This window comes from Sphingomonas sp. (genome assembly GCF_051962185.1).
Taxonomy (GTDB): domain Bacteria; phylum Pseudomonadota; class Alphaproteobacteria; order Sphingomonadales; family Sphingomonadaceae; genus Sphingomonas.
Genome location: NZ_JBQCCN010000144.1, coordinates 1 through 26,801, shown reverse-complemented (window position 1 = coordinate 26,801; position 26,801 = coordinate 1). Strand labels below are relative to the sequence as shown.

At 68.2% G+C, this 26,801-nt stretch carries 21 protein-coding genes; 15 read left to right on the top strand and 6 right to left on the bottom strand.

The window, feature by feature from the left end:
* Together ACTHJR_RS09045 and ACTHJR_RS09040 are read left to right on the top strand one after the other, a co-directional pair.
* Positions 1–560, top strand: a 560-nt coding sequence (locus tag ACTHJR_RS09045; protein ID WP_440522815.1) for a thioesterase domain-containing protein, incomplete at its 5' end; no start/stop codon positions are given.
* A gap of 7 nt (positions 561–567) precedes the next feature.
* Positions 568–1,224, top strand: a complete 657-nt coding sequence (locus ACTHJR_RS09040) for a 4'-phosphopantetheinyl transferase family protein (protein WP_440522814.1) — start codon at positions 568–570, stop codon at positions 1,222–1,224.
* A 216-nt stretch (positions 1,225–1,440) separates the two neighbouring features.
* Here the strand turns inward: ACTHJR_RS09040 and ACTHJR_RS09035 are convergent, their stop codons facing one another.
* Entirely contained in the window at positions 1,441–2,967 is a 1,527-nt protein-coding gene (locus tag ACTHJR_RS09035) for a lipopolysaccharide biosynthesis protein (RefSeq protein WP_440522813.1), read from the bottom strand.
* 144 nt (positions 2,968–3,111) lie between these two features.
* Between ACTHJR_RS09035 and ACTHJR_RS09030 the strand changes: the two genes are divergently transcribed.
* The 3 genes from ACTHJR_RS09030 (at position 3,112) to ACTHJR_RS09020 (ending at position 7,019) form a co-directional block, all read left to right on the top strand.
* Positions 3,112–3,762, top strand: coding sequence for a DsbA family oxidoreductase (locus ACTHJR_RS09030; RefSeq protein WP_440522812.1), 651 nt, complete (start codon positions 3,112–3,114; stop codon positions 3,760–3,762).
* Positions 3,763–3,844: 82 nt separating this feature from the next.
* Complete coding sequence (locus tag ACTHJR_RS09025) at positions 3,845–5,869, top strand: M13 family metallopeptidase (protein ID WP_440522811.1); 2,025 nt, start codon at positions 3,845–3,847, stop codon at positions 5,867–5,869.
* 187 nt (positions 5,870–6,056) lie between these two features.
* Complete coding sequence (locus tag ACTHJR_RS09020) at positions 6,057–7,019, top strand: helix-turn-helix domain-containing protein (protein ID WP_440522810.1); 963 nt, start codon at positions 6,057–6,059, stop codon at positions 7,017–7,019.
* 311 nt (positions 7,020–7,330) lie between these two features.
* Here the strand turns inward: ACTHJR_RS09020 and ACTHJR_RS09015 are convergent, their stop codons facing one another.
* Positions 7,331–8,659: a sigma-54-dependent transcriptional regulator gene (locus ACTHJR_RS09015; protein WP_440522809.1), complete on the bottom strand. Its 1,329-nt coding sequence runs from the start codon at positions 8,657–8,659 to the stop codon at positions 7,331–7,333.
* Entirely contained in the window at positions 8,656–10,440 is a 1,785-nt protein-coding gene (locus ACTHJR_RS09010) for a sensor histidine kinase (RefSeq protein WP_440522808.1), read from the bottom strand. The genes ACTHJR_RS09015 and ACTHJR_RS09010 overlap by 4 nt, the downstream gene beginning before the upstream one ends.
* 198 nt (positions 10,441–10,638) lie before the next feature.
* On the opposite strand from ACTHJR_RS09010, the gene ACTHJR_RS09005 reads away from it, so the two are divergent.
* Genes ACTHJR_RS09005 through ACTHJR_RS08995 form a run of 3 tightly spaced genes read left to right on the top strand, consistent with a single transcriptional unit; the run spans position 10,639 to position 16,048 of the window.
* Entirely contained in the window at positions 10,639–11,979 is a 1,341-nt protein-coding gene (locus tag ACTHJR_RS09005) for a dicarboxylate/amino acid:cation symporter (protein ID WP_440522807.1), read from the top strand.
* A gap of 20 nt (positions 11,980–11,999) precedes the next feature.
* A complete protein-coding gene (locus ACTHJR_RS09000; RefSeq protein ID WP_440522806.1) occupies positions 12,000–15,128 on the top strand; it encodes a TonB-dependent receptor domain-containing protein in 3,129 nt (1,042 codons plus the stop codon).
* Positions 15,129–15,130: 2 nt separating this feature from the next.
* A complete protein-coding gene (locus ACTHJR_RS08995) occupies positions 15,131–16,048 on the top strand; it encodes a DUF4886 domain-containing protein (RefSeq protein ID WP_440522805.1) in 918 nt (305 codons plus the stop codon).
* Positions 16,049–16,115: 67 nt separating this feature from the next.
* Here the strand turns inward: ACTHJR_RS08995 and ACTHJR_RS08990 are convergent, their stop codons facing one another.
* On the bottom strand, positions 16,116–16,379 hold the full coding sequence (locus ACTHJR_RS08990; RefSeq protein WP_440522804.1) for a hypothetical protein: 264 nt from the start codon (positions 16,377–16,379) through the stop codon (positions 16,116–16,118).
* A gap of 157 nt (positions 16,380–16,536) precedes the next feature.
* Between ACTHJR_RS08990 and ACTHJR_RS08985 the strand changes: the two genes are divergently transcribed.
* Entirely contained in the window at positions 16,537–17,247 is a 711-nt protein-coding gene (locus tag ACTHJR_RS08985) for a response regulator (RefSeq protein WP_440522803.1), read from the top strand.
* On the top strand, positions 17,244–18,563 hold the full coding sequence (locus ACTHJR_RS08980; RefSeq protein WP_440522802.1) for an ATP-binding protein: 1,320 nt from the start codon (positions 17,244–17,246) through the stop codon (positions 18,561–18,563). Before ACTHJR_RS08985 ends, ACTHJR_RS08980 begins: the two co-directional genes overlap by 4 nt.
* Here the strand turns inward: ACTHJR_RS08980 and ACTHJR_RS08975 are convergent.
* Positions 18,560–19,198 (bottom strand): CGNR zinc finger domain-containing protein, encoded by a 639-nt coding sequence (locus tag ACTHJR_RS08975; protein WP_440522801.1) that lies wholly within the window; start codon positions 19,196–19,198, stop codon positions 18,560–18,562. The two genes, ACTHJR_RS08980 and ACTHJR_RS08975, sit on opposite strands and share 4 nt — an antisense overlap.
* Positions 19,199–19,260: 62 nt before the next feature.
* On the opposite strand from ACTHJR_RS08975, the gene ACTHJR_RS08970 reads away from it, so the two are divergent.
* The 5 genes from ACTHJR_RS08970 (at position 19,261) to ACTHJR_RS08950 (ending at position 25,769) form a co-directional block, all read left to right on the top strand.
* The gene (locus tag ACTHJR_RS08970; protein WP_440522800.1) at positions 19,261–20,607 is read left to right on the top strand and encodes a hypothetical protein; all 1,347 of its coding nucleotides are present in this window, start codon (positions 19,261–19,263) and stop codon (positions 20,605–20,607) included.
* Positions 20,608–20,700: 93 nt separating this feature from the next.
* Complete coding sequence (locus ACTHJR_RS08965) at positions 20,701–21,360, top strand: hypothetical protein (RefSeq protein ID WP_440522799.1); 660 nt, start codon at positions 20,701–20,703, stop codon at positions 21,358–21,360.
* A gap of 111 nt (positions 21,361–21,471) precedes the next feature.
* Positions 21,472–22,167 (top strand): carbonic anhydrase, encoded by a 696-nt coding sequence (locus tag ACTHJR_RS08960; RefSeq protein ID WP_440522798.1) that lies wholly within the window; start codon positions 21,472–21,474, stop codon positions 22,165–22,167.
* Positions 22,164–23,672, top strand: a complete 1,509-nt coding sequence (locus tag ACTHJR_RS08955; RefSeq protein WP_440522797.1) for a SulP family inorganic anion transporter — start codon at positions 22,164–22,166, stop codon at positions 23,670–23,672. The genes ACTHJR_RS08960 and ACTHJR_RS08955 overlap by 4 nt, the downstream gene beginning before the upstream one ends.
* A 405-nt stretch (positions 23,673–24,077) precedes the next feature.
* Positions 24,078–25,769 (top strand): tetratricopeptide repeat-containing sulfotransferase family protein, encoded by a 1,692-nt coding sequence (locus tag ACTHJR_RS08950; RefSeq protein WP_440522796.1) that lies wholly within the window; start codon positions 24,078–24,080, stop codon positions 25,767–25,769.
* On the opposite strand, the gene ACTHJR_RS08945 is transcribed toward ACTHJR_RS08950, so the two are convergent.
* Positions 25,757–26,801, bottom strand: a 1,045-nt coding sequence (locus ACTHJR_RS08945; protein WP_440522795.1) for a glucose PTS transporter subunit EIIB, incomplete at its 5' end; no start/stop codon positions are given. The genes ACTHJR_RS08950 and ACTHJR_RS08945 overlap by 13 nt on opposite strands.

The following is a 26,801-nucleotide window of genomic DNA, read 5'->3' as shown; positions in this document are numbered from 1 at the left end:
CGTATCTGATCGGCGGCTGGTGCACCAACGGCATCATGGCGTTCGAGGTCGCGCGGCAATTGCGCGAGGCCGGCGAAGACGTGCCGCTGCTCGCGCTCGGCCATTCGATGAATCCGGTCGCGTTCCAGCGCATCACCTCGTTGCAGATGCGGATGAGCAAGGCGCGCTATCATCTCGGCGTGTGGAACAATCTGCCGATCGGCAAGCGGCTCGACTACGCCTTCGACCGCGCACGCGGGCTGATGGAGGATGTCGGCGTCGCCGGGATCGCCGAGCGCGAAGGCCGCTATCGCGTGTTCGCCGCGCAGATGGAACAGGCCGCGTACGGCTATTTCCCCGGCGCGTATGACGGTGCGGTCGCCCTGTTCCAGCCGGCCGACCGGCTGAAGGTGCTCGACAGCCGCCCGGGCTGGTCGGAAGTCGTGGTCGGGCCGCTCGAGTCGTACGACATTCCCGGCACCCACGGCACGATGGCCGAGCCGCCCAATGTCGCGACCTTCGCGGCGCGGCTGAACGACGCGCTCGACCGCGCGACCCGGGCCGACCGGGCCGCCGCCTGAGGCCGCCATGGAATTGCTCGCGATCGACCGGGCGCCCGTCACCGCGACGATCGCGCTGATCGATCTCGACGTCGATGCCGAGGCGCTGAAGCGTTACGCGTCCTGGCTCGACATCGCCGAGCGCGAGCGTGCCGCGCGGTTCCGCTACGATCGTGACCGCAATCGCTTCATCGCCCGGCGCGGCCAGTTGCGCGAGCTGCTCGGTCGCGATCTCGGCCTCGCCCCCGAAATGCTGTGGTTGGCCGAGGACGGGCACGGCAAGCCGGTGCTGCTCGACGATCCCGAGCTCGGCTTCAACCTTTCGCACTCCAATGGCCGCGCGCTGATCGCGACCGCGCGGGGCAAGGCGATCGGCTGCGACATCGAATGGCGCAATCCCGAACTCGCTTGTCGGAAGATCGCCAAGCGCCTGTTCGCCCCGGCAGAGTACGAAGCGCTGACCGCGCTCCCGCCCGAGCAATGGGTCGCGGGCTTCTACAATTGCTGGACGCGCAAGGAAGCCTTTGTGAAGGCGCTCGGCCTCGGCCTGTCCTACCCGCTCGACGCCTTCACCGTGTCGGTCGCCCCAGGTGAGCCTGCGCGCTTTATCAGCGACGAAAAGGGCTGGACGATGACGTCGTTCGAACCGGCACCCGGATACCAGGCAGCTTTGGCCCTCCGCTAGCCCTCCTTCGTCACCCCTTTGAAAAACCCGTCACCCCAGCGAAAGCTGGGGTCTCGTGCGAGGGACGATACGGCCTGAGACCCTAGCTTTCGCTGGGGTGACGGGTAAAATGCCGGGATGACGGCTGGGAATTGGCGCGGTTGAGCCCGTGATCGCGATTTGGGGCGTGGTTCGGCTCCGGGTCACCTATGCCCGAGCAGGTTGACGGAGCAGCCTTCAGATAACGGTGGTGACCTGGGCGGGACCTTCACCCGCGCGGTAATAAGGCTTGCCCCGCGCCATCGAGATCGCCTCGAGCAATGTGTCCTTCGAGAACAGCCACAGCCAGCCGGCATAGACCGCCGCCCCTGCCGTCACGAGGATCGCCAGACGCGCCTGGACGGCCATCGCCGGCAGCACGTGATCGACCGCCAGCACGACCGCGCCCATTGCCAGCGAGGCGGTGAAGGTCGGCGCGATCGCCTTGGCCAGCTTGCCCGCCGACACGCCGAGCACCGGCATCACCCGCCAGGCGGTGATCGCGAGGTAAATGAGGTAAGCGAAGAACCACGACGCTGCGAGCCCGGTCACGCCCCAGTGCAGCCCGACCAGAAAGGCGATCGGCAGCAGCACCGCGCCGATCGCGCCGGTATGGACATTGATCCCCGGCCGCCCCATCGCGCTGCACGCCGGGCTGAACAGCACCTGGAGCGTCATCGCCGGCATGGCGAGCGCGAGCAATTGGACGAGCGGCGCCGCCGCGACCCATTTGGGCCCGAGCACCGTGGTCACCAACGGCTCGGCGGTGACCGCAAGGCCGACATAGAAAGGCATCGCGACCAGCATCACCATCCGCGACGAGCGCGCGAACCCGTCGGCAACCGCGGCTCGATCGTCCTGCATCCGCGCGTAGATCGAGAAGGCGACGTCGTTGATTGCCGGCACGAACTTGGACACCAGGATCTGGGTCAGGAACAGGCCCGTGGTGTAGAGCCCGAGCGTCGCCGGATTGAGCACGCGCCCGGCGATGAACACGTCGGCCTGGCTCTGCAGCACCCAGAAGAATTGCCCCGCCGCCATCAGCCCGCCGAACTTGGCGAGCTCGCCCGCGCCGCGGAAATCGAACAGCGGGCGGTATTTGTGCCCGGCGGCGCGCGTCATGCCGATCGCGCGGGTAGTGAACAGCACGGCCGGCGCGAGGATCAGGGTCCACACCCCGAACCCGGCATAGGCCCCGGCCAGCGCGGCGAGCGCGCCGGTCACCGACGAGGCGAGATAGACCTTGGCCTGGACCCGGAAATCGATCGCCCGGGCAAGCAGGGCATAGGGAAAGGCAACGAACGGCGTCGTCACGTAGAGGAACGCCTGCACCCGCAGCAGATCGGCGACGATCGGCTGGTGGAAATAGGCCGCGACCAAAGGCGCCATCAGGAACTGCACCGCGCCCAATCCGAAATTGAGCATTATCAGCATGCCGTAGAGCTGGCGGATCGTGCGCTCATCGGCATCGGGCTTCTGGATCAGCCCGCTGGCGAGCCCGGCGCCGTTCAGCATGTTGAGCACCGACAGCACGACCTGGGTCATCGCGAACAGCCCGTAGTCGTGCGGATTGAGGATGCGGATGACGAGGAAGGTCGCCGCCCAGGTGATCATCTGCCCGACGATCTGCGCCCCCGACCGCCAGATCACCGCCGACCGCGCCTGCGCGAACAGCGACGGCGACGGGGATTCCTCCTCCGGCTTGGATACGGGCGCGTGCAGCATCGCCGCTTCATGCACCGGGTACGATTAAGTGCGCGTAAACCGCGCGCTTTCCGACGGAGGTAGCGATGCCGGTCCGCCGACCGATGAAACGGACCGATACCATTCCTATCTTGCCTTTCGACGCCTCCATTGAAGGGATCACCGATGTCGCGGCACCTGACGATCGATTTCGTTTCCGACGTGGCCTGCCCATGGTGCGCGGTCGGGCTCAACGGGCTCGAGGAAGCACTGGCACGCGTTGGCGACGCGGTCACCGCCAACATCACCTTTCAGCCGTTCGAGCTCAACCCCGACATGCCGCCCGAAGGCGAGGACGGCGCCGAGCACATCACGCGCAAATACGGCATCAGCGCCGAACAGGCGGCGGCCAACCGCGCGGTGATCCGCGACCGCGCCGCGGCGGTCGGGTTCGACATGGGCCGGACCGACGGTCGGCGCATCTACAATACGTTCGACGCGCATCGCCTGCTGCACTGGGCCGAGATCGAGGGGCGCCAGACCGCGCTGAAGCACGTCCTGCTCGAAGCCAATTTCACGCAGGGGCTCGACGTCTCGGATCGCGAGGTGCTGGTCGCCGCCGCCGAGCGCGCCGGGCTCGACGGAACCGCGGCGCGCGAGGTGCTGGCCTCGGGCCGCTACGCGCAGGAGGTCCGCGATGCCGAGCATCTCTGGCGCGCACGCGGGATCAATTCGGTGCCGGCGATCGTCATCGGCGGCCGCTACCTGATCTCCGGCGGCCAGCCGCCCGAAGCGTTCGAGCAAGCCTTGCGCAGGATCGCCGCCGAGGCCGCCTGAATCGGCCCCGCCACATTTCGCTTTTGTCCGCCGCCATAGTCTGACAACACACCCGCCAAAATCTATCGAGCGGGAGTGTGTCATGGCGATCAAGCGGGTTGCGGGCCTGTTGCTGTTGGGGATTTCTGGTCTGGCGCTGGCGCAGACCGGCGCGTCCAAGCCCAAATATGGGCCGTGGGGCGTCGATTATGCGTCGATGGACAAAAGCGTGAAGCCCGGCGACGACTTCTTCCGTTATGCCGAGGGCACGTGGCTCAAGACCGCGCCGATCGCCGCCGACAAGGCGCGCGCCGGCTATAATTACGACATGCCCGACGAGGCCGAGGCCGAAGTCCGCAAGCTGGTCGAGGATGCCGGCCCGCATCCCGCCGACCCCAAGATGCGCCGCATCGCCGATTTCTACGGCGCCTGGATGGACCAGGCCGGCATCGAGGCGCGCGGCACCGCGCCGCTCCAGCCCTGGCTGGAGCGCATCACCGCGGTCAAGGATACGCACCAGCTCGTCGCGCTGATGGCCGAGCCCGGCTATCCCGCGCCGATCGGGATCGGCATCAGCCCCGATTCCAAGAACCCGACCCAATATACGGTCGATGCCGGCCAGGCGCGGCTCGGCCTGCCGTCGCGCGATTATTATTTGCTGCCCGACGCCAAGTATGTCGCGTTCCGCAAGGCGTATCGCGACTATATCATCCGTCTCCAGACCCTGGCCGGCATCCCCGATGCCGCGGCCAAGGCCGATGCGATCATCGCGCTCGAGACCAGGCTGGCGCAGGATCAATGGACGCCCGAAGCGCGGCGCGACCCGGTCAAGACCTACAATCCGATGGACCGCGCGGCGCTGATGAAGCTCGCGCCCGAATTCGACTGGACGCCGGTGCTGGCGAATATCGGCCTGGGCAAGATGCCGACCGTGGTGGTCGCCGAGCCGAGCGCGGTGACCGCGGCCGGGAAGGCGATCGCCGCGACCCCGCTCGCGACCTGGAAGGACTGGATGACCTTCCGCTTCCTCAGCGATCATGCGCAATATCTGCCCAAGGCGTTCGACGACACGCATTTCGATTTCTACGGCCGCACCTTGCAGGACGTGCAGACCCAGTCGGACCGCTGGAAGCGCGGCGTGCGGCTGCTCAACGACTATCTCGGCGAAGCGGTCGGCGAGATGTACGCCAAGCAGCATTGGACCGACGACACCGACCGCCAGATGACCGAATTGCTCGGCGACCTGCGTGCCGCGTACAAGGAGAAGATCGACAATGCGGCGTGGATGGACGCGGCTACGCGCAAGGAAGCGCTGACCAAGCTCGCGTCGTTCGACCCGCGGATCGGCCACCCGGTCAAATATATCGACTATTCGGCGATGAAAGTGTCGCCGACCGACCCGCTCGCCAATGCGATCGCCGCCGACGATTTCCAGTGGAAGCTCGAATTGTCGCGCCTCGGCAAGCCGGTCGACCGCACGCTCTGGGACATGAACGTCCAGGAAGTGAACGCCTATTACAATCCGCTGACCAACCAGGTGACCTTCCCCGCCGCGATCCTGCAGCCGCCGTTCTTCGACCCCGCCGCCGACCCGGCGGTCAAGTACGGCGAGACCGGTGCCACGATCGGCCACGAAATGGGCCATGGCTTCGACGACGAGGGGCGCCAGTTCGACGCCACCGGCAAGTTGCGCGACTGGTGGACCAAGGCCTCGGCCGATCGCTACACCGCGCATGCGCAGAAGCTGGTCGCGCAATTCAATTCCTACGAACCGATCCCGGGCGTCCACATCAAGGGCGAACTGACCCTGGGCGAGAACCTCGGCGACCTCGGCGGGCTCGAAGCGGCCTATGCCGCCTATCGTCGCTATGTCGCCCGCCATGGCGAGCCCGCGGTGATCGACGGTTATACCGGCGACCAGCGGTTCTTCATCGCTTATGCCCAGAGCTGGCAAGGCAAGGCCCGCGAAGGAGCCTTGCGCGCGCAATTGCTGTCCAATCCGCACAGCCCCGAGGAATATCGCGTCAACGGCATCGTCCGGAATGTCGACGCCTGGTACAAGGCGTTCGACGTCAAGCCGGGCGACAAATTGTATCTGGCACCGGCGGATCGCGTCCACGTCTGGTAGGGGTCGGGCGCTTCGACAACCGGCACGATCTGCCGCTCCCGAAAAATCCTCCCCGGCCAGAGGGAGGATTTGACATTGGCGCCGCGTTACCCCGTCACGACCGAATCGCGCTAATCCTCTGTGGTCACGCCGCTTTCGCGCAAAAACCCGGTGGCCAGCGTTCCGCGCGATGCTCTAAGGCGGGGAAATGCGTTCGAGTCCCCGGTTGCGTCTTCGGCACTTCGCGGCATCGCCTGAGGACAGCGCCGGCTACAGCGCCTGGATCGAGCGGCCCTGGCCGAACATCGGGACGCTCTATCGCACCATTCCGCACGAGCCGTTCAAGGCATCGGCGGTCACGCTGCTGCTGCGCGACGTCATCGTTCACCGCGCCGATTTCACCGCCCAGCGCTGGATCCGCGACGCCGGGCTGATCGCGGCGAACGACCCCGGCTCGCTCAACGTCGCGATGACGCTGGCGGGACGCGCGGCGGGGGTGATGGGCGATCGTCCGTTTCGGACCGGGCCGGGCAGCGTCCATTTCGTCGACCTGTCGCAACCGTCGAGCCACGATTCGAGCGCGAGCCGCACCATCCTGTTGTCGGTCGCCCGCCCGCTCGCGGCGGCGAACGGGCTCGATGTCGCGGCGCTGCATGGCGTCGTCGTACGCTCGGCCGCGGGCGCCGCGCTGATCGCCTATCTCGACCGCCTAATCCAGGCCGCCGACGCCTATTGCGAGGAAGACATTCCGCTCCTGTCGCGCGCGATCCTCGACCTCGTGGTTCTCGCCGTGCGCACCGCCGAGCCGGAAAGCGCGCAGACCGTGCGCCGGGCTGCGGCGGGACAAGCCGCGCGCGAGCTGATCGACGCGCATCTCGGCTCGCCTACGCTGACCATCGCTCGCCTGTGTCGCGAGCTCGACCTGTCGCGCACCAGCCTCCATCGCCTGTTCGAGGACGATGGCGGGGTCCAGGCCTATATCCGCAATCGCCGCCTCGAGGCGGTGCATCACGCGCTATCACAACCCGGCAATGACGACCCACTCCACTTGCTCGCCGAGCGCTTCGGCTTCAGCGATGCCTCGCATCTGTCACGCACCTTCCGCGCGCGCTTCGGCGTGACGCCCGGTACCTATCGGCGCCAGTTGATCGGCCTCTCGCTCATTCACTGACGATTACGGGTACGAAACGCTCGTTCAACCTGATGATGGGCGGAACAGGTGGCGGCACGCGATTCGCGAGTTGGCGGCGAAATACCAACGACTTACTGGTGATCGCCCACCTGGCTGGTCGAAAGATCGTAAATGCGGCGATCTGAAACATCGGTTCAAGCGCCCGGGCCCGGCATTCAACGGCGATCGCCGCTTCCTGCATTATGGACGCGATCGGTGGCGCCGCTTTGTGGGGGACGCCTGGCCGATCGGCGACGATCCGTCCGCACCCGGGCATTTCGAGGGGGGAATGTGTCGGCGCCACCGCACCTCTAGTCCGCACCGCGATACGCGCTCGGCACGATCCCGTATTTAGCCATTTTGTCGTACAGCGTCTTGCGCGGCAGGCCGAGCGCCGCGAGCACCGGCGCGACGCGGCCGCGGCTCGCTTCGAGCGCCGCGCGAATCTCACCCGCTTCGTAATCGGCGACGCGCGCCGGCAGCGATCGCGCCGCGACCGCAGGCCGGAGACCGTCGTAGCCGACCCCCATCACCGCCTCGATCGCGAAATTGCGCAGCTCGCGGACGTTGCCGGGCCAGTCGTGATGCCGCAGCCGCCCGCGCGTGGCGGCGTCCATCCGCCAATCGGGCGTGCCGAATTGCTCCGCCGCTTCGCGGGCGAACGAGGCGAACAGCGCGAGGATGTCGTCGCCGCGCTCGCGCAGCGGCGGCACGCGGATGCGCGCGGTGCTGAGGCGATAGAGCAGGTCGGCGCGAAACCGGCCGGCGCGGACCGCTTCGGCGAGGTCGATCTTGCTCGTCGCCACCACGCGCAGGTCGACCGATTCGGGCCGTTCGGCACCGATCGGATGAACCTCACGCTCCTCGAGCACGCGCAGCAGCCGCGCCTGCATCGCCAGCGGCATCGAGTCGATCTCGTCGAGCAGCAACGTGCCGCCGCTCGACGCCGCGATCTGCCCGACCCGCGACAGCCGGGTATGCGGCACGCTGTCCGAAGCATGGCCGAACAACTCGATCTCGGCGAGCCCCTCGGGCAAGGCCCCGCAATTGACCGCGACCAGCGGCCGCGCCCGACGCCGTCCCCAGCGATGCAGCATGGTCGCGACCAGCTCCTTGCCGGTCCCGGTCTCACCCTCGACCAGCACGTCGATATCGGCTTCGGCGAGCTGGCGCACCACCTGGCGCAGCCGCCGCATCGGCGGACTGTCCCCGGTCAGCGCGTCGTCGGCCGGCGCCTCCGCCAGCGCGCGGAGCCGGCGATTGTCCATCACCAATGCGCGATGGCCGAGCGAACGGCGCGCCGCAGCGATCAGATGATCGGTGGCGAAGGGCTTGGTCAGGAAATCGGCGGCGCCGTCGCGCATGGCCGCGACCGCCATCGCGATGTCGCCATGCCCGGTGATCAGGATGACCGGAATCTCGCGATCGATCGCGGCGACCGCGGCGAGCAGGTCGAGCCCGTCCATGTGCGGCATGCGGATGTCGGTCACGACGATCCCGGGGAAATCCGGGGTGATCGCGGCCAGCGCTAGGTCGGCGCGCGCGTAGGGGCGGACCTCGATCCCGGCCAGCTCGAGCGCCTGCGCGGTCGCCAGCCGCAGCGCGTCGTCATCCTCGACGAAGACCGCAGGGCCGGTCATGCCGTCTTCAGCCGCGCGACGAAGGTGGCGCCGCTCTCCCCGGGGAGATGCACGATGTCGCCGCCGAATTCGCGCGCGATGTCGCGTGCGATCGCCAGCCCCAGCCCCAGCCCTTCGGGCTTGCCGGACGCGAACGGCGTGAACAGCGTCGCGGCGATCGCCGGGTCGAGGCCGGGGCCGTTGTCTGCCACTTTCAGCTCGACCGCCTCGCCTGCGACCTCGGCGGTCAGCCGGACGCTGCCGCCGCGCCGCCCCTCGACCGCTTCGATCGCGTTCTGGACGAGATTGATGACGACTTGTTCGAGCCGCGTGCGGTCGCCGAACAACGGCGTCGCGCGCAGGCGATCGTCGATGTCGACGCGCACTACGCCGCGCGCGCGCTCGCCGAGCAGCAGCAACACGCCGTCGACCACCGATCCCAAAAGCGCGGTGCCGGCGGCACCCGCGCGGCGCCGCGCGAAGGCCCGCAACTCGCCGGTGATCATGCCGCTCCGCGCGGTCAGGTCGACGATCCGCGCCAGATTAACGCGCGCCGTGTCGGGCGTGGCGCGGTCGATCAGCGTCGCGCCGTTCTCGGCGAAGGTGCGGATCGCGGCGACCGGCTGGTTGATCTCGTGCGCGACACCCGCGGTGATCTGGCCCAGCGAGGCGAGCCGATTGGCCTGGGCGAGTTCCTCGCGCGCTTCGCGATAGCGGCGATCGGCTTCGATCCTTTCCTCGGATTCGATCACCAGCCGGGCATTGGCATCGCTGAGCTCGGCGGTGCGCCGCGCCACTTCCTCTTCCAGTCTGGCGCGCGCCGCCGTCTGGATCCGGCGCGTCTCGGCCGAGCGGATCAGCAGCCCGGCGACCACCGCCACCACCAGCAGCACGCCCAGCCCGAGCAGCAGGGCTTGGCTGCGCGCCGCGGCGAGCGGCGGGTCGAGCGGCGACAGATGGTAGAGCCGGCCGCCGCCGAGCGGGGCGGGGACGGCGGCGACGCGGTAACGCAGCTTGCCGCCGACCAGAGCACGCGAGCCATCGAGCGCGAGCGGCGCGGGCGCCGGCGGCGCGCTGCCGAATTGCAAGGTGCGGTGCAGATCGGCGAGCGTCGCCGCGTCGATCGGACGGATCGCGCGGAAGCGCCAGTCGGGAACGCTGGTCACCAGGATGACGCCGTGCGCATCGACCGCGAAGGTCATGCCGGTATTGCGCGTCCACGCCGCCTCTACCCCGTCGAACTCGACCTTGACCACCACCACGCCGAGTGCCCGGCCATCGCGGTCGACTCGCCGCGCGAGATAGAGGCCGGGCCGCCCGCTGACCGTGCCGAGCGCGAAGAATTCGGACGCGCCTTTGGCCATGGCGTCGCGAAAATAGGGACGGAAGCCGTAATTCTGCCCGACGAAGCTCGCCGGGCTGTTCCAGTTGCTCGCCGCGCGTGTCGTGCCGCTGGCATCGACGACATAGATCGCCGCCGCGTCGGTGCGCTGGGCAAGTTGTTCGAGCGTGCGGTCGAGCCGGCCGCGCGCCGCTTCGCTATGGTCGCCCAAGGTCGCCGCCATGTCGGGATATTCGCCCAGCACCAGCGGCAGCAGGCGGAACTTCTGCAACTCGCTCGACAGCAAGGCGATATGCGTCCGCGCGGTCTGGCGAGCGGCGGCGTCGGCGGCGGCATTGGCCTGGGCCAGCGACCAGCGCGCGCCGGCCCAGACCAAGGCCGCGATCAGCGCCAGCAGCACGAGTCCGGCCAGCGCCACCCGCCGCCAGCCCGACCGCGCCGACAGGGCGAAAATCCGCACTACGCGACCCGTTCCGTGCGAAAATCCACACATTCGGATCCGACCTGATTGCGGCCTATATCGAGAAAATCTATGTTCTTCAAGCTGTTACCTGTTGGCAGCAAGCCACTGGCCTGTCCCTTTGCGCGCTGCAAGAATGCACGACCAAGGTCCGGTGACAAGGGCCCGGCGGCAGCGCCCGCACCACAGAGAGGAAGCATGATCGTCCATTCCACGGAGGCTCCGGCCGCGCCCGCGCGCAAGCCTTTCTATCATCACCTCTATGCGCAGGTGCTCGCCGCGATCGTGCTCGGCGTGCTGCTCGGCTATTTCTGGCCGGCCGGGGGCGAGGCGCTCAAGCCGCTCGGCGATAGCTTCATCAAATTGGTCAAGATGATCATCGCGCCGGTCATCTTCCTGACCGTGGTCGGCGGCATCGCCGGGATGCGCGAACTGGGCTCGGTCGGCCGCGTCGCGGTGAAGGCGTTCGGCTATTTCCTGCTCTTTTCGACGCTCGCGCTGATCGTCGGGCTGATCGTGGCCAATGTCGTCCAGCCGGGCGCGGGGATGAACGTCGACCCCGCGACGCTCGATGCCAAGGCGGTCGCCAGCTATGCGCACGACGCGCAGGAAACCACGGTCACCGGCTTCCTGATGGCGATCATCCCGACCACCATGCTGTCGGCGCTGACCGAGGGCTCGATCCTCCAGACCCTGTTCGTCGCGATCCTGTTCGGCATCGCCTTGTCGCTGGTCGGCAGTCCCGCCGAGCCGGTGCTCGAACTGATCGAGCGCCTGTCGCTGGTCGTGTTCAAGCTGGTCGGCATATTGATGAAGGCGGCGCCGGTGGGCGCGTTCGGCGCGATCGCCTTCACCATCGGCAAATACGGCCTCGGCAGCCTGGTCAATCTCGGCGCGTTGGTCGCGACCTTCTATCTGACCTCGCTCCTCTTCGTCTTGGTCGTGCTCGGCGCGGTCGCCCGCGCGCACGGTTTCTCGATCCTCAAGCTGATCGCGTATCTCAAGGCCGAATTGCTGCTGGTGCTCGGCACCTCGTCGTCCGAGGCGGCGCTGCCCAATCTGATCGCCAAGCTGGAAGTCGCGGGCTGCGATCGCGGCGTGGTCGGGCTGGTCGTGCCGACCGGCTATTCGTTCAACCTCGACGGCACCAATATCTACATGACGCTGGCGGCATTGTTCATCGCGCAAGCGACCGGCGTGCATCTCTCGCTCGGCGACCAATTGCTGCTGATGGCGGTGGCGATGCTGAGCTCGAAGGGCGCCGCCGGGGTGACCGGCGCGGGCTTCGTCACGCTTGCCGCGACGCTGTCGATCGTGCCCTCGGTGCCGGTCGCCGGCATGGCGCTGATCCTGGGCGTCGACCGCTTCATGAGCGAGTGCCGCAGCCTGACCAATTTCATCGGCAACGCGGTCGCCGCGATCGTCGTCGCGCGCTGGGAAGGCAAGCTCGACCGCGCCGCGCTCGACCGCGCGCTCAACGCGCGCCCGTTGGTCGAAGAGAATCTCGAAGCGGCCGTCGAGCCGCAAATCATGGCATAAGAAAAACGGGGAGAGTGAACATGAACCGATCGATCCGGCTTGGGGCCCTGGCCACCGGCACCGCGCTGCTGGCATTGGCCGCCGCCAATCCCGCCTTCGCGCAGGATACCGCCGCCGCGCCGCAAGACAGCCCGGCGACCGCGCCGGCCGTCGACGATCAGACGAACCCGCCGCCGAGCACCGAAAAGGACATCGTCGTCGTCGGCACGCAGATCCGCGGCGCCAAGACCACCGCCGCCTTGCCGGTCACCGTGGTCAACGCCGACCAGATCGACGCGATGGGCGCGGTGTCGGGCGACGACCTCTTCCGCGCCATCCCGCAGGCCGGGGACGTCACCTTCAACGAAGGCAACAACCCGCAGACCAGCAACGCGGCGCGCGGCGACGTCAATTCGATCAACCTCCGGAACCTCGGCATCGGCTACACCCTGGTGTTGCTCAACGGCCGCCGCCTCGTCACTCACCCGACCAGCCAGGCCGGCGAGGGCAACGTCCCGGTGCTTGGCTATAACGCCAATTCGCTGCCGGTCGCGGGGCTCGAGCGGGTCGAGATCCTACGCGACGGCGCCGCCGCCATTTACGGCTCGGACGCGGTCGCGGGCGTGGTGAACACGGTGACCAAGACCGATCTCAACGGCGGCAGCTTCAATTTCCGCTATGGCGGGCCGGAAGGCACGCATCGCCGCGATTACGAACTGACCGGCACCTATGGCCAGAATTTCGGCGGCGGCCGCGGCAACGTGTCGCTCTACCTCGATTACACTCGGCGCACCGCGCAACTGGCCGAGGACGAGCCCTATACCGCGACCGACAATCTGCTGTCGTTCTTCGCCAACGACCCCAATTTCGCCGGCAATTTGACCGCGGACGGCCGCGCCACCCAATCGCCCTGGGCGAACCTCGCCGTGGTCGGCGGTCCGGGCACGATCCGCATGAGCCCGGGCAACAAGGCGCTGACCTCGTCGGCCGGGGCGTTCCACACCCAGTCGATCCTCGATCCCGGCTGCGCCTATATCCTCAATGCCGACACATGCCTCGGCACGGGCACGCGCGCGACCGCGACGACCTTGCGCCCCGAGCGGTTCGACACGCGGCCCGGCACCACCGTCACGCCGTCGCTCAATCGCTACAACAGCTTCCTGACCGCGCATTACGACGTGTCGGACCGCGTCACGCTCTATACCGAGCTCGGCTATTACCGCGCCGACACCCAGCGCATCCAGCCGCCGACCATCAACCTCAACGCCATCACCATTCCGGCGACCAATTACTGGAATCCGTTCGGCCCCGTGAAATTCGCCAACGGCCAGATCAATCCCAACCGCATCCCCGGCCTGACCAACGTCCCCGCCGCCGGCCTGCCGGTCACGCTCAGCACGTATCGCTTCCTCGATGCCGGCTATCAGGTGGTCAACACGGTCAATTGGCAGGACCGTTTCCTGGTCGGCGCCAAGGGCAAGATCGGCAGCTTCGATTTCGACACCGCGCTATTGTATTCGGAAGCGCAGGCGACCGACAATTCCAACGCCATCAACATGACCAAGCTGCAGCAGAATCTCGCGCTGTCGACGCCCGATGCCTATAATCCGTTCAGCGGCGGCTGCTCGGCCACGCCGAGCCTGGGCGACTGCTCGCCGGCCAGCCAGGCAACGATCGATCAGTTCAAGGTCAATCTGCGCCGTCGCTCGAAGACCACCTTGGGCCTGGCCGACTTCAAGCTTTCCAAGCCCGACCTCATCACCCTGCCCGCCGGCGGGCTCGGCATCGCGTTGGGAGTCGAGGGCCGGCGCGAAACGCAGCGCGACGATCGCGACCCCAACCTCAACGGCACCGACACCTTCGTCGACCTGGTGACCGGTGCGACCAATTTGTCGAACATCGCCGCGGTCAGCCCGACCTACAGCACCAAGGGCGATCGCACCGTCTTCTCGGCATTCGGCGAGCTCGCCGTTCCGATCGTCTCGCCCGACATGCACGTGCCGCTGATGCGCCGCTTCGATGTCCAACTGGCGGGCCGTTACGAGCATTACAGCGACTTCGGATCGGTCGCGAAGCCCAAGATCGCGGCCGCCTGGGACCTGGTCGACGGCATCCGCCTGCGCGGCTCCTATTCGATGGGCTTCCGCGCGCCGAACCTCGAACAGCTCAACGCCGTCGCCTTCTCGCGGCTCAATACCAACAATGCCGCCTCGACCGATTATTATCGCTGCCAGGCGGACGTGAACGCCGGCCGGCTCGCGGCCAACAACTTCCCGGCATGTACCCGCCAGATCGGCTATTCGATCTCGGTCAGCGGCAATCCCGACCTCAAGCCGGAAAACAGCACCAACTGGACCGCCGGCGTGGTGCTCGAACCCAAGTTCATCCCGAGCCAATATGGCAAGCTGACCTTCACCGCCGATTATTGGTCGATCAAGCAGACCGGGATCGTCGGCCAGTTCGGGCCGCAGAACGCCCTGGTGCTCGATTACCTGCTGCGCCTGCAGGGATCGAGCAATCCCAACGTGATCCGCGCCGCGCCGACCGCCGACGACGCCGCGGTATTCGCTGGCAGCGGCCTGGCGCCGGCCGGGGCGGTCACCTTGATCAAGGACCAGTTCGTCAACCTGCTGCCGCAGACGGTGCGCGGTTACGATTTGACCATGAGCTATGTGGTCAAGACGAATATCGGGCGCTTCAACCTCAACGTGAACGTCGCGCGCCTGACCAAGTACAGCCGCCAGACGCCGCCCGCGGTACAGGCGCTGTTCGACGCGCGCGCGGCGGGAACGATCAACCCGGCGATCCCGCTGACCGACGCCAGCAACCTGCTGCAGGTCAACGGCAAGCCCAAATGGCGCTGGTCGGGATCGCTGACTTGGACCTCGGGCGGGTTCCAGCTCGGCGGCTATGCCAATTACATCGGCACGGTCTACGACACCAACTTCCTCGATGGTAACGGCGACCCGTTCGTCGTCCAGGGCCAGACCCAGTTCAACCTCTACGCCCAATATCGCATCAAGACCGGGCCGATGGGCGGCACCAGCTTCCGGATCGGCGCGAAGAACATCTTCGACAAACAGCCGCCGATCGTCGACTCGGGCTATCTCGGCTCGCTCTACGTGCCTTATGGCCGCTATTGGTACATGCAGGTTGGGAAGAAGTTCTGACGATGAAGCGATTGACTGCCTTGTTCGGCCTCGCGCTCGCCACCGCTGTCGCGGCCCCCGCCGCGGCGCAAGGGACGCCTCCGCCCGCTCCCGCCGCGGTCCCGCGCGCGGCGGCCAGGGTGACGGCGCCGCGGACGATCCTGTTCATCGGCAACAGCTTCACCCAGGGCGCGCATTCGGCGGTCAAACGCTATCGCAGCAACACGATCAGCGATCTGAACGGCGACGGCTATGGCGGGGTGCCGGCGCTGTTCAAATTGTTCACCCAGGAAGCCGGGTTGAACTATGCGGTGGCGCTGGAAACCGACGGCGGCAAGACGCTCGGCTTCCACTGGAATCAGCGCCGCCAAGTGGTCGACCGGCAATGGGACGTGGTGGTGCTGCAGGAACTGAGCACGCTCGACCATAATCAGGGCGATCCGACCGATTATCGCACCTATGCCCGGCAATTCGCCGATATGTTCGTGCACAACAATCCGCGCGTCGACATTTATTTGATGGCGACCTGGAGCCGCGCCGATCTGACCTATCAGCCGGGCAGCCCCTGGTCGGGCAAGCCGATCACCGCCATGGCCGAGGACCTGCGCAAGGCGACCGACGGCGTGCGTGCGCTGTCGCCGGCGTTCCGCGGCGTGCTGCCGGTCGGCGAGGCCTGGCTGCGCGCGATGGCGACGGGCGTGGCCGATCCCAATCCCTATGACGGCGTGGCGTTCGGCCAGGTCGATCTGTGGACCTACGACCATTATCACGCGAGCATCTTCGGCTATTATCTCGAGGCGCTGGTCACGTTCGGGCGCATCACCGGAGTCGACCCGACGACGCTCGGCCCCCGCGAACGCGCGGCGGACGATCTCGGCATCGATCCCAAGGTGGCGGTGGCGCTGCAGCAGATCGCGAAGGCGCAACTGGCGCAGCCTTAGGTTCGGGCGGCGACCCCACCAAACACCGTCATCCGCGCGCAAGCGGGGATGACGATGAGGAAGCGGCTCAGCGCGCCATCGCGTCCGTCGCTTTGGCGGCCGGTGCCTTCGTCGCATCGGCCGTCCCGCATTTCCTCTTCGCCGGCATCGCACCCTTGCCCGCCTGATGATGCGAAACCGTCTCGGCGCAGGCCGCGCGCCCGCGCTCGCGATAGACCACCGGCGGCGTCTTGCCCGCAGGTTGCCACACCAGTTCATGCGTGTCGTTGAGCGACTGCGCCGCCGCCGGTAGCGGCAGGGCGAGCGCGGCGGCGATCAGGACGGATTTCAAGCTCGGCCTCCTTGGCGACTGAACCCTCGCTCTGTCATGCCGACCGCGCCGCGGGCCTTGCCGCTTCGTAACGAATCATTGCCGGGCCAGGCCGCGAGCTTGAGGCCGAACCGGCCGAGGGCTAGGTCCCGGACATGACACGCCCCGAGGCCGTCCGATGACCGCCCCCAACATCGTCCTGGTCGAGGACGATCCGCCGCTCCGCACGCTGACCGCCCGCGCGCTGCAGGAGAATGGCTACAATGTCCGCCCCGCCGCGACCGCGCCCGAAATGTGGCGCGCGTTCGAGCAGGGGCCGGTCGATCTCGTCCTGCTCGACATCATGCTCCCGGGCACCAGCGGCATCGACCTGTGCCGCGAATTGCGCCGCACCAGCGACGTGCCGATCATCTTCATCTCGGCCAAGGGCAGCGAGACCGACCGCGTCGTCGGGCTCGAGCTCGGCGCCGACGATTACCTCGCCAAGCCGTTCGGCACGCGCGAACTGGTCGCGCGGATCCGCGCCGTGCTGCGCCGCCATGCGGTCGAGCGCGGCCCCGCCGATCGCGAGAAAGGCGAGCTCGGTTTCGAGGGCTGGCCGGTCAATCTGCCGCGCCGCGAATTGCTGTCGCCGACCGGTGCCGCGGTCGAGCTGACCGGCGCCGAGTTCGACCTGCTCGTGAGCCTTTGCGACAATGCCCAGCGCGTCATCGCGCGCGAGCGGCTGATCGAATTGTCGCGCACCCGGCTCGGCGACAGTTCGGACCGCAGCGTCGACGTGCTGATCAGCCGGTTGCGCCGCAAGCTGTCGAGCACCGGCAAGCCCGCGCCGATCATCACCGTGCGCGGCGTCGGTTACATGTTCAACGTCGCCGTGGAGCGGCGTTGACGCGCCTGCCCCATGTGACGGTCGGGCTGATCGGCCGCGTCTTCGCCATCCTGCTGCTGGCGGTACTGGTCGAATATGGCGCCAGCACGTTCCTCTACGAGCGCGCCAGCCAATTCTCGGTCCGGCAGGACGAAGCGCATCGCCTCGCCGAGCATCTCGTCATCGCCGGCAAGCTGATCGAGGAAGCGCCAGCGGCCGAGCGCCCGGCGATGGCGGCAGAGCTCACCACCACGCGCTACGCCGTGGGCTGGCGCGCGGTGCTGCCGCACAGCCCCGCGGTCGCGCCCTCGCTCGACCGATTGACCCAGCAAGTGCTCGACTGGGAGCCGGGGCTCGACGGGCGCGACCTGCGGCTCAGCCTGACCTCGCCGGGACGCGACGGCTTCATCACCGGCGCGTTCCGGCTCGAGGATGCGAGCTGGGTCACGTTCCGCACGCGCCAGCCGGTGCGCGCGCTCGACATGGCGGTCAGCCGCATCCTGCTCGCGCTGACCCCCGCGGTGGCATTGATCCTGATCGGCGGGCTGCTGCTGCGCCAGACGCTGCGCCCGATGCGCGACCTCGCGCGCGCCGCCGATCGCGTCGGCCATGGCGCGGTCGAGGCGGTGCCCGAGCGCGGCCCGAGCGAAGTGCGCGACGTCATCGTCGCATTCAACGCAATGCAGGCGCGCATCCACCGATTGATCGCCGACCGCACCCAGGCGCTCGCCGCGGTCGGTCACGATTTCCGCACGCCGCTCGCCCGGCTGCACTTGCGCGCCGACGCGATCGACGAGGACGCGTTGCGCGACGCGATCCAGCACGACGTGGTCGAGATGGACCAGATGGTCGCCTCGCTGCTCGCCTATCTCTCCGGCGAGGACGAGGCCGACGCCGAGCAACCCAGCGCGACCGATCTCGCGGTGATGTGCGCGACGCTCGCCGACGACGTCGCCGACCGCGGCGGCAAGGCGAAATATCACGGCCCCGACCATTGCGAACTCACCGTCCGTCGCGTGGCACTCAAGCGCGCGCTGACCAATCTGGTCGACAACGCCCAGCATCATGGCAAGCGCGTCGACATCCGGCTGGACGCGGCGCCGGACACCATCACGATCGCGGTCGACGACAACGGCCCCGGTATTCCGCCCGAGGATCGCGCCCGCGCGCTAGAACCCTTCGTCCGCCTCGACCCCGCGCGGCGCCGCGACACCCAGGGATTCGGCCTCGGCCTCGCGATCGTCCAGCGCGCAGTGGCGGCGCAGGGCGGGGCGTTCGCGCTGGAAACGTCGCCGTCGGGCGGACTCAGCGCACGGATCACGCTGCCGCGCGATTAGCGCGGTCGGCCATCCTGGGCAGCAACGGCCGACCGCGTCGAGGATCGCCGGCGCAAGGTCGCCATCTTGCTGGCCGTGCCGCAGGTCTCCATCGCGCACCACCGGCGCCGGCCGTTCTTGCTGGTGTCGGCGAACATCCAGCCGCACGAGCTCCGGTTGGCGCAGCGCCGGAGCTTGAAGCGGCCCGCATCCGCACCCGCCAGCGTATCGACCAGATCGAGCGCGATGCGCTTCAGCGGCAGTGACGCATCGCCGGCGGCAGCGCGAAGCACGAGCCGCCCGTCGCTCGCCAGCACCTGATCCTTCCGCGCCGCGAGCAGCCATTTGTTCGCGACCCGCAACGCGTCGGCGGGGAGCGGAAAGCCGTCGAGCCGGGCCGCGAGCAGGCGATACAAAGCGTCGCGCAACGCGCGCATATCGGCCATCAGCCGCGCCCGCCCCGCTTCCGATCGCGGCAATGCCAGCGTCTCATCGGCCTCCACCGCGCCGACGCGCCGCGCCCATTCCGCATAGCGCTCCGGCGTCGCCAGATAATCCTCGACGGCCACCGCATAGCGATCGTGGATGGTGTTGACGAAGTCGAGACACAGGCGGCCGCCGTCGAGGCGGATCGCGGCAATGAGTCGGGGTGTCATCTCCGTCATGCCGCCCCGCTAGCACATTGACTCTACCGTTGAAACGGGATTAGCCGGTAACAATGGAGCCGGACCAAACCGAGGCGGGCGGGGCGCGGGCATTGCCCGGCAGAGTTGCTGGGCAGCCTTCCATTCGATCGATGCGCAACGGGTTCTGCCTCTTCTGGCTGGTCCTGCTGCTCGGGGTCATCGGCATGCTCGCGCTGGGCGGGCAGCCCGATCCACCGGGATCGGGCCAGACGCTCGATGGGCCCTGGCGCTTCCATGCCGGCGACGATCCAGCCTGGGCCAGTCCCGCGACCGACGATCGCGGCTGGGAGGCGATCACCCTGGTGTCGAGACCGGACAGCCGTGACGGCGATGTCGGGATTCCCGGCTATCTCGACGGATGGCGCGCCCGCGGGCATCCCGCGCTCGAGGGCTATGGATGGTATCGCCGGCGCGTGACCGTACCGCCGCAGGGCGACCTCGTCCTGGTCGGGCCGCCGAGCGTCGACGACGGCTATGAGATGTTCTGGAACGGCCGCCCGATCGGCGGCATCGGCACGCTGTCAGGCGCGCCGAAGGTCAACACGACCCGGCCGTTCATCGCGTCTGTGCCCGCTGCCGGCGGCGATCATGTCGGCGTGCTGGCGATCAGGACGTTCATGCAGCCCGGGATCGATCGCGATACGCACAGCGGTGGGTTGCGGACCGTGCCGGTGCTCGCGCCGAGGCCGGCCGGCGAAGCGCTGTACCGTGCGCAATGGCGCCGGACGATCGCCGGCTATGTCGTCGACGCGGCCGAACCGCCGGCGATGCTGGTGCTCGCGCTCATCGCGATCGTCGCCGCGCCCGGGCTGACCCGTCCCGCCTTCGCGCGATGGGTCGCTGCGGCGCTTGCCGCTTCCGCCCTCCTCAGGCTCGGCAACGCGCTGTCCGCCTGGACCGATCTGCTCGGCCTGCCCACGCTCTTGTGGCAGAACGACGTGATCCTGGCGCCGCTGGCCAAGCTCGGCTGGACGATGGCCTGGAACCAATGGACCGATGGCCGCGATCGCCGGCCGGTCGCGGCTGCGGCCATGGTCGCGTGGGTCCTGTCGATCGCCGGCGCCCTCTCTCATGGCAACCTGCTCGCGATGGCGGGGCGCGCGCTGTTCGCGCTGTCGCTGATCGCCATCGCCGTCCGTATCGGTCGGCACGGACAAAGCAGGTCGATCGTCCTGCCGGCGATGCTGCTGACGGCGACCGGCCTGTTCGCCGCCGACCTGTCCGCGCTGGGGGTGCCCAGCATCTGGTTCCCCTTCGACATCGGCGTGTCGCGGTCGCAATATGCCTATGCCCTCGCGCTCCCGCTGCTCGCCTGGGCGCTGGCGACGGCCGATGGTCGATCTTCCACGCCCCGTTCACGCCAGCCGTCAGTGCGATAGCTCGTCTGCCTGTACGATCGTTACGCGTACGCATATTATCCGACGATGGCCTTCTTCACTCCACGCCGGGGACGTCGCGGCTCGCCTGCTGCCGTGGCCAGTCTTTTGCTGTCGGCGGCTGCGCTGACGTCGAGTGCCGCCGCGCAGAACACGTCGACCAAGGCAACCGCCCTGGCGGGCGTGTACGACGGCAGCCAGATGGAAATGGGCGTCGCCCTGCGGCTCCAGCCCAACGGCCGGTTCGACTATATGCTGGCTTATGGCGCGCTCGACGAAAGCGCGAGCGGGACCTGGAGCGTCGAGGGCGGCGACGTCCTGTTGACCAGCGACCCGGTCACCGCGCCGAAATTCGTCCTCATCGATCAGCGCCTGGCGACGGACGGCAAGCTCCATCTCGTACTCGATCTGCCCAAGGGCTGGACCCGGCAATATTTCGATGCCGCCGTCGGACTGGCGGACGGGCGCTATGTCGGTGGCCAATTGTCCGACGATGAAGACGTCATTCGACTCGCCCCCGGCGACCGCCCGGTGTCGCTGCGGCTCCAGCTCGGTGTTTACGAGGCCCGCAGCGACTCTTTCCGCCTCGACGGCACAGCCGCCTCGATCGTCCACGTCCGGTTCGAGCCCAACGACCTCGGCAAGGTCGCCTTCGCCGGGACGACGCTCCACATCGTCGGCAAGACGCTGACGTTCGAACGCTATGGCCGGTCGATTACCTTCAAACCGACCGACCAGAAATGGGAGACGGAGTGATCCCGGACCGGCTGCGGAGGAAAATCCCCGGCAACATTTCCTTACGCCCGCGCTGCACGGCGGAAAATTCGAGACCCTAGCTCTCGGCCTCCCACAAGAGGAGTGCCTCCCGTGAACGACCTGATCGGCCGCGTGTTCGATTTCGAGAAACGCGTCTTTCCCAGCCGCAACGACCTGTACGCCAAGCTCGTCACGCACGGGCAGAGCCCCAAGGCGCTGATGATCTCCTGCGCCGACAGCCGCGTCGTGCCCGAGCTCAGCATGCAAGCCGATCCCGGCGACCTGTTCGTCTGCCGCACTGCCGGCAACATCGTCCCGCCCTTCGCGACGCAGAATGGCGGCGTGTCGTCGACCGTCGAATATGCCGTGGCCGCGCTCGGCGTGCGCGACATCATCGTCTGCGGCCATTCGGACTGCGGCGCGATGAAGGCGCTGATGAATCCCGAACTGCTCGAGGGCATGCCCAATGTCGCCGCCTGGCTGCGCCACAGCCATGCCGCCGAATGCGTCGTCCGCGCGGGCTACGGCCCGCTCGCCAAGGACGAGAAGGTCCGCGCCGCCAGTCTGGAGAATGTCGTCGTTCAGCTCGCGCATCTGCGTACGCATCCCTCGGTCGCCGCCGGAATCGCCCGCGGCGAGATCTCGCTTCACGGATGGTTCGTCGACATCCATCAGGGTGTCGTGCTCGGGCTCGACGGCGAGACCGGACGCTTCCTGCCGATCCGTGACGACCGCCCGCTGCCGGTCGCGCTGGCGGCGGGTCAGCGCCTGGCGATGGGCGAAGACTATGCGGAGGCCGCCGAATGAGCCTCGCCAGGCCGGCGGGCGGGTTCCTCGCCCGCGATGTCACCGCCTCGATCGTCGTCTTCCTGGTCGCGATGCCGCTCTGCATGGGCATCGCGATCGCCTCGGGCGTGCCGCCCGAAAAGGGACTGATCACCGGCATCATCGGCGGGCTGGTGGTCGGCGCACTGTCGGGCTCGCCGCTCCAGGTCAGCGGCCCCGCCGCCGGCCTCGCGGTGATCGTGTTCGAATTGATCCGCGACCAGGGCCTGTCCGCGCTCGGGCCGATCCTGATCCTCGCCGGGCTGATCCAGGTGGTCGCCGGCATCTTCCGGCTCGGCGGCTGGTTCCGCGCGATTTCTCCGGCGGTGGTCCACGGCATGCTCGCCGGCATCGGCGTGCTGATCGTGGTCGGCCAGTTCCATGTCCTGTTCGACGCCAAGCCGCTGTCGAGCGGGCTCGAGAATTTCGCGGCGATGCCCGGGCGCCTGCTCGGTCTCGACCCGGCCAATGCCAAGGCGAGCGAACTCGCGCTCGTCATCGCGCTGCTGACGATCGGGGTGATGATCGCGTGGGAGAAATTCCGCCCGGCGGCACTTCGCCTCGTTCCCGGCGCGCTGCTCGGCGTCGTCGCCGGGACGCTCGCCGCCTGGCTGCTCGGCCTCGGCGTCACGCGCGTCAACGTGCCCGAATCGATCGCTGCGGCGGTCAGCCTGCCCGACGCGTCGGTCTTCGCCAAATGGCTCGACCCGTCGATCGTGGCGGCGGCGCTCGCCATCGCCTTCATCGCCAGTGCCGAGACCCTGTTGTCGGCCGCCGCGGTCGACAAGATGCACGACGGCGTGCGCACCGATTACAACAAGGAATTGCGCGCGCAGGGCATCGGCAATCTCTTGTGCGGCGCCGCCGGCGCGCTGCCGATGACCGGTGTGATCGTGCGCAGCTCGGCCAACGTCCAGGCGGGTGCGGTGACGCGGCTATCGGCGATCCTGCACGGTGCCTGGATCCTCGGTTTCGTCGCTCTGCTGCCCTGGCTGCTGCGTGAGATTCCGATGGCGGCCTTGGGCGCGGTGCTGGTGGTGACCGGGTGGAAATTGGTCAACGTCGCGCATGTCCGCGAACTGTTCCATCACCACGGCTGGCTGCCCGCCGTGATCTGGGCGGCGACGCTGATCACCGTGGTGGCCGAGGATCTGCTGACCGGCGTACTGGTCGGCATCGCCCTATCGCTGATCGAGGTCATCCCGCATGGCCGCCGCCTCAAGCTCGGCGTCGAGCATGAGGAAGCCGAGGAGCATGCCGCGATCAGCCTGTCGGGCACCGCGACCTTCGTCCAGCTGCCGCGCCTCAGCGACGCGCTCGACAAGGCGCCCACCGACAAGCCGGTGACGATCGACCTGCGCGACCTCGCGGCGGTCGATCACAGCTGCGCGGAACTGTTCCGCGAGTGGCTGGCGCGGCGGCGCGCGATCGGGGCCAGTGTCACCCTGCTCGGCGCCAACGACCGGCTCGCTCGCCTCGCGGCGTAATATGCTGGTTCAGCCTGGCTGAACCAGTCGCCGCACCGGCCCGCTCCCCCCACCCGGCCACCCATAAGATACTGCCGATGGGTGGCCGGGTGGGGGAGCGGGCGGAGCAGCCCAAGGTTCGGGCGATGCGCAGCGTCGTCGGAATGGCTGCGGAGGGCGGCACCGTGACAATAACCGGCACAGCAACCTTACGTTACGATCGGGACACGCGGCCACGACCTCCCGCCGCTATCCCAATCGTATCCGGAACCGACCCTCTCCCCGCTTCCCCATGCATCATGGAGCGGGCGGGTCCGGCCGCAGGACCTTCGCCCCCAGGTCCTGCCGTCGAGGTCCACTACCCCCGCCGGAGCCTCCCTGTTTGCACCGGCTTCCTAAGCGCGGGGCATGGCGTTATCCGGTGCCATGCCCCCGCCTCTTTCCGACCTGATCGCGGGCGCCCGCACCGCCTTCCAGGCCGGCCGTCATGCCGAGGCGGAGCGGCTCGCAACCGCGGCGCACGAGCGGCAGCCCGCCTCGCTCGATGCGATCGAGATCCTCGCGCTCGCGCATCGCGGGCGCGGCGACACGGTCGGTACCGAACGCCTGCTCCGCGCCGCGATCGCGATCGATCCCGCGCCGCGCTGGCCGCATGACGATCTGGCGATGCTGCTGTTCGAGAGCGGCCGCCTGCCCGAGGCCGAAGCCGCCTGCCGTGCCGCGATCGCCGCCGATCCCGGCAATCCGCAGCCCGAGATGATGCTCGGCAACATCCTGTCCGAACGCGAAGAACTGGTCGCGGGCGCCGCGCATCTCGAACGCGCGATCGCGCTGGCCGGCGAGCATCCGCAACTGCTCGCCAATCTCGGCCGCAATTTGCAGCGCCAGGGCGCGCTCGACCGCGCCGAGCCGATGCTGCGCCGCGCCGTCGCCGCGATGCCCGACGCGCTGCCGCCGCTCGCCTGGCTGGCCGAATTGCTCGAACAGGCGCGGCGCTTTGACGAGGCAGGGGCGATGCTCGACCGCGCCGAGCGGCTGGCCAGGGTGCAGGGCACCGACGTGACGCTGCAGCGCGCGGCATTGCTGTCGCGCACCACAGACTGGCGGCGCGGCCTCGCCTTGCTCGACGCCGAGCCGCGCTTGTCGGGCGCGGCTTTGCTCCAGCGCGGGCGGCTGCGCGATCGTGCCGGACGATTTGAGGAAGCGTGGCGGGATTTTGCGAGCGGCAAGGCGGCCCTGGCCGCCGCATCGGGCCGGCGTTACGACCGCGCGGGTGTCGCGGCACTGCTTGCCGATCTCCGCGCTTTCTTCGCCGCCGCCGCGCTCGCGCCTGCGCCCACCAGCGGCGACGTTCCGCAGCCGATCTTCATCCTCGGTTTCCCGCGCTCGGGGACGACGCTGACCGAACAGGCGCTGGCGAGCCATACGCGGATCCGCGCCGGTGGCGAACTCCCGTTCGTCGCCGAGCTCGCCGAGATCGCCAGGCACCGCACCGATGGCACCTTTCCAACGCAGCCGGATCGCCTCGACAACGGTGCCCGCGCCACCCTCGCGATCGAACTGCGCGACCATTATCTCGACCGCGCCCACGCTTTCGGCCTGCTGGCCCCCGGCGCGCGGTTCTTCACCGACAAGATGCCGCTCAACGAGCTCTATTTGCCACTCCTCCGGCTCGCTTTCCCGGCAGCGCCGCTGATCGCGGTCCACCGCCATCCGCTCGACGTGATGGTGTCGGCGATGAGCCACGATTTCACCCATGGCTTCCACTGCGGATACCGGATCGAGGACGCCGCGCACCATTATGCCGCGATCGACGCGCTGACAGCGCACTGGCGCGGCCTGCCCAGGATCGCGCCGCACGATCTCGGCTACGAGCGTTTCGTCGGTGCGCAGCGCGAAGAAACCGAGAGCCTGATGGCGCATCTCGGCCTCACGATGGAACCGGCGCAACTCGCCTTCCACGAAAGCCGCCGCTTCGCCCCGACGCCGAGCTACGCGCAGGTCCAGGAGCCGCTCAACGACCGTTCGATCGGCCGTTGGCGGCATTACGCCGCGGAACTCGAACCCGCCCGCGTGATCCTCGCCGAGGCAATCGCCCGCGGCGGTTACGCCGCCTGAAGTCCCGCCGCGACCGAGACGGCGTCGTCGCCCATGATCAGTTGCAGCGCATTGGCAGAGGGCCGCGCGATCATCCGCACGCCGAGCGAGCGCAATGCCGCTTCATCGGCGCGCCCCGGATCGGCGAGATCGACCCACAATCGGCTCGACGCCGCGCCCGAGGCGGTGACGTTGTCGCGTCCGCCCAGCGCCGCGAGCCACGGCGCCGGATCGGCGGCCGCTACCGTATCCACGGTCTCCACGACCGGCGCCGCTGCCGAGAGCGGCCCTGCCGCCGCGCGCATCTCCATCGCCACCGAATCCGCGATCGGTCCGAGCACCACTTGCAACCCTTGCGCGGTCGGGCGGATGAAGCCCGCCGCGCCGAGCTTCTTCAACTTCGCCTCGCTCACCTTGGCCTGGTCGTTGACCACCAGCCGCAGCCGCGTCGTGCAGGCATCGATGCTGACCAGATTGCCCGCCCCGCCCAGTGCCGCGACGAACGCACCGCCGCGATCGGTCGGCAACGGCACCGTATCCTCTTCCTCGTCTACCTCCGGCTCGCGCCCCGGCGTCTTGAGGTCGAACCTGACGATCGCCCAGCGGAAGGTGCCGTAATAGATCGCGAAATACGCGAGCCCGACCGGCAGCAGCAGCAATGGCCGCGTCGATTTCGAGAAATTGAGCGCATAGTCGATGAACCCGGCCGAGAAGCCGAAGCCGAGATGCACGCTGAGCACATGCATGAGCGCCATCGCCGCGCCGGTCAGCACGGTGTGCATCAGGTAGAGAAGCGGCGCCAGGAACATGAAGCTGAACTCGATCGGCTCGGTCACGCCGGTCAGGAACGCGGTCAGCGCCATCGAGGTCAGCATGCCGCCGACCGCCTTGCGCCGCTCGGGCAGCGCCGAGCGGTACATGGCGAGGCAAGCTGCGGGCAGGCCGAACATCATGACCGGGAAGAAGCCCGACATGAAGCCTCCCGCGCTCGGATCGCCCGCGAAGAAGCGGTTGAGGTCGCCTGTCTTGCCCTGAAAATCGCCGATGATGAAC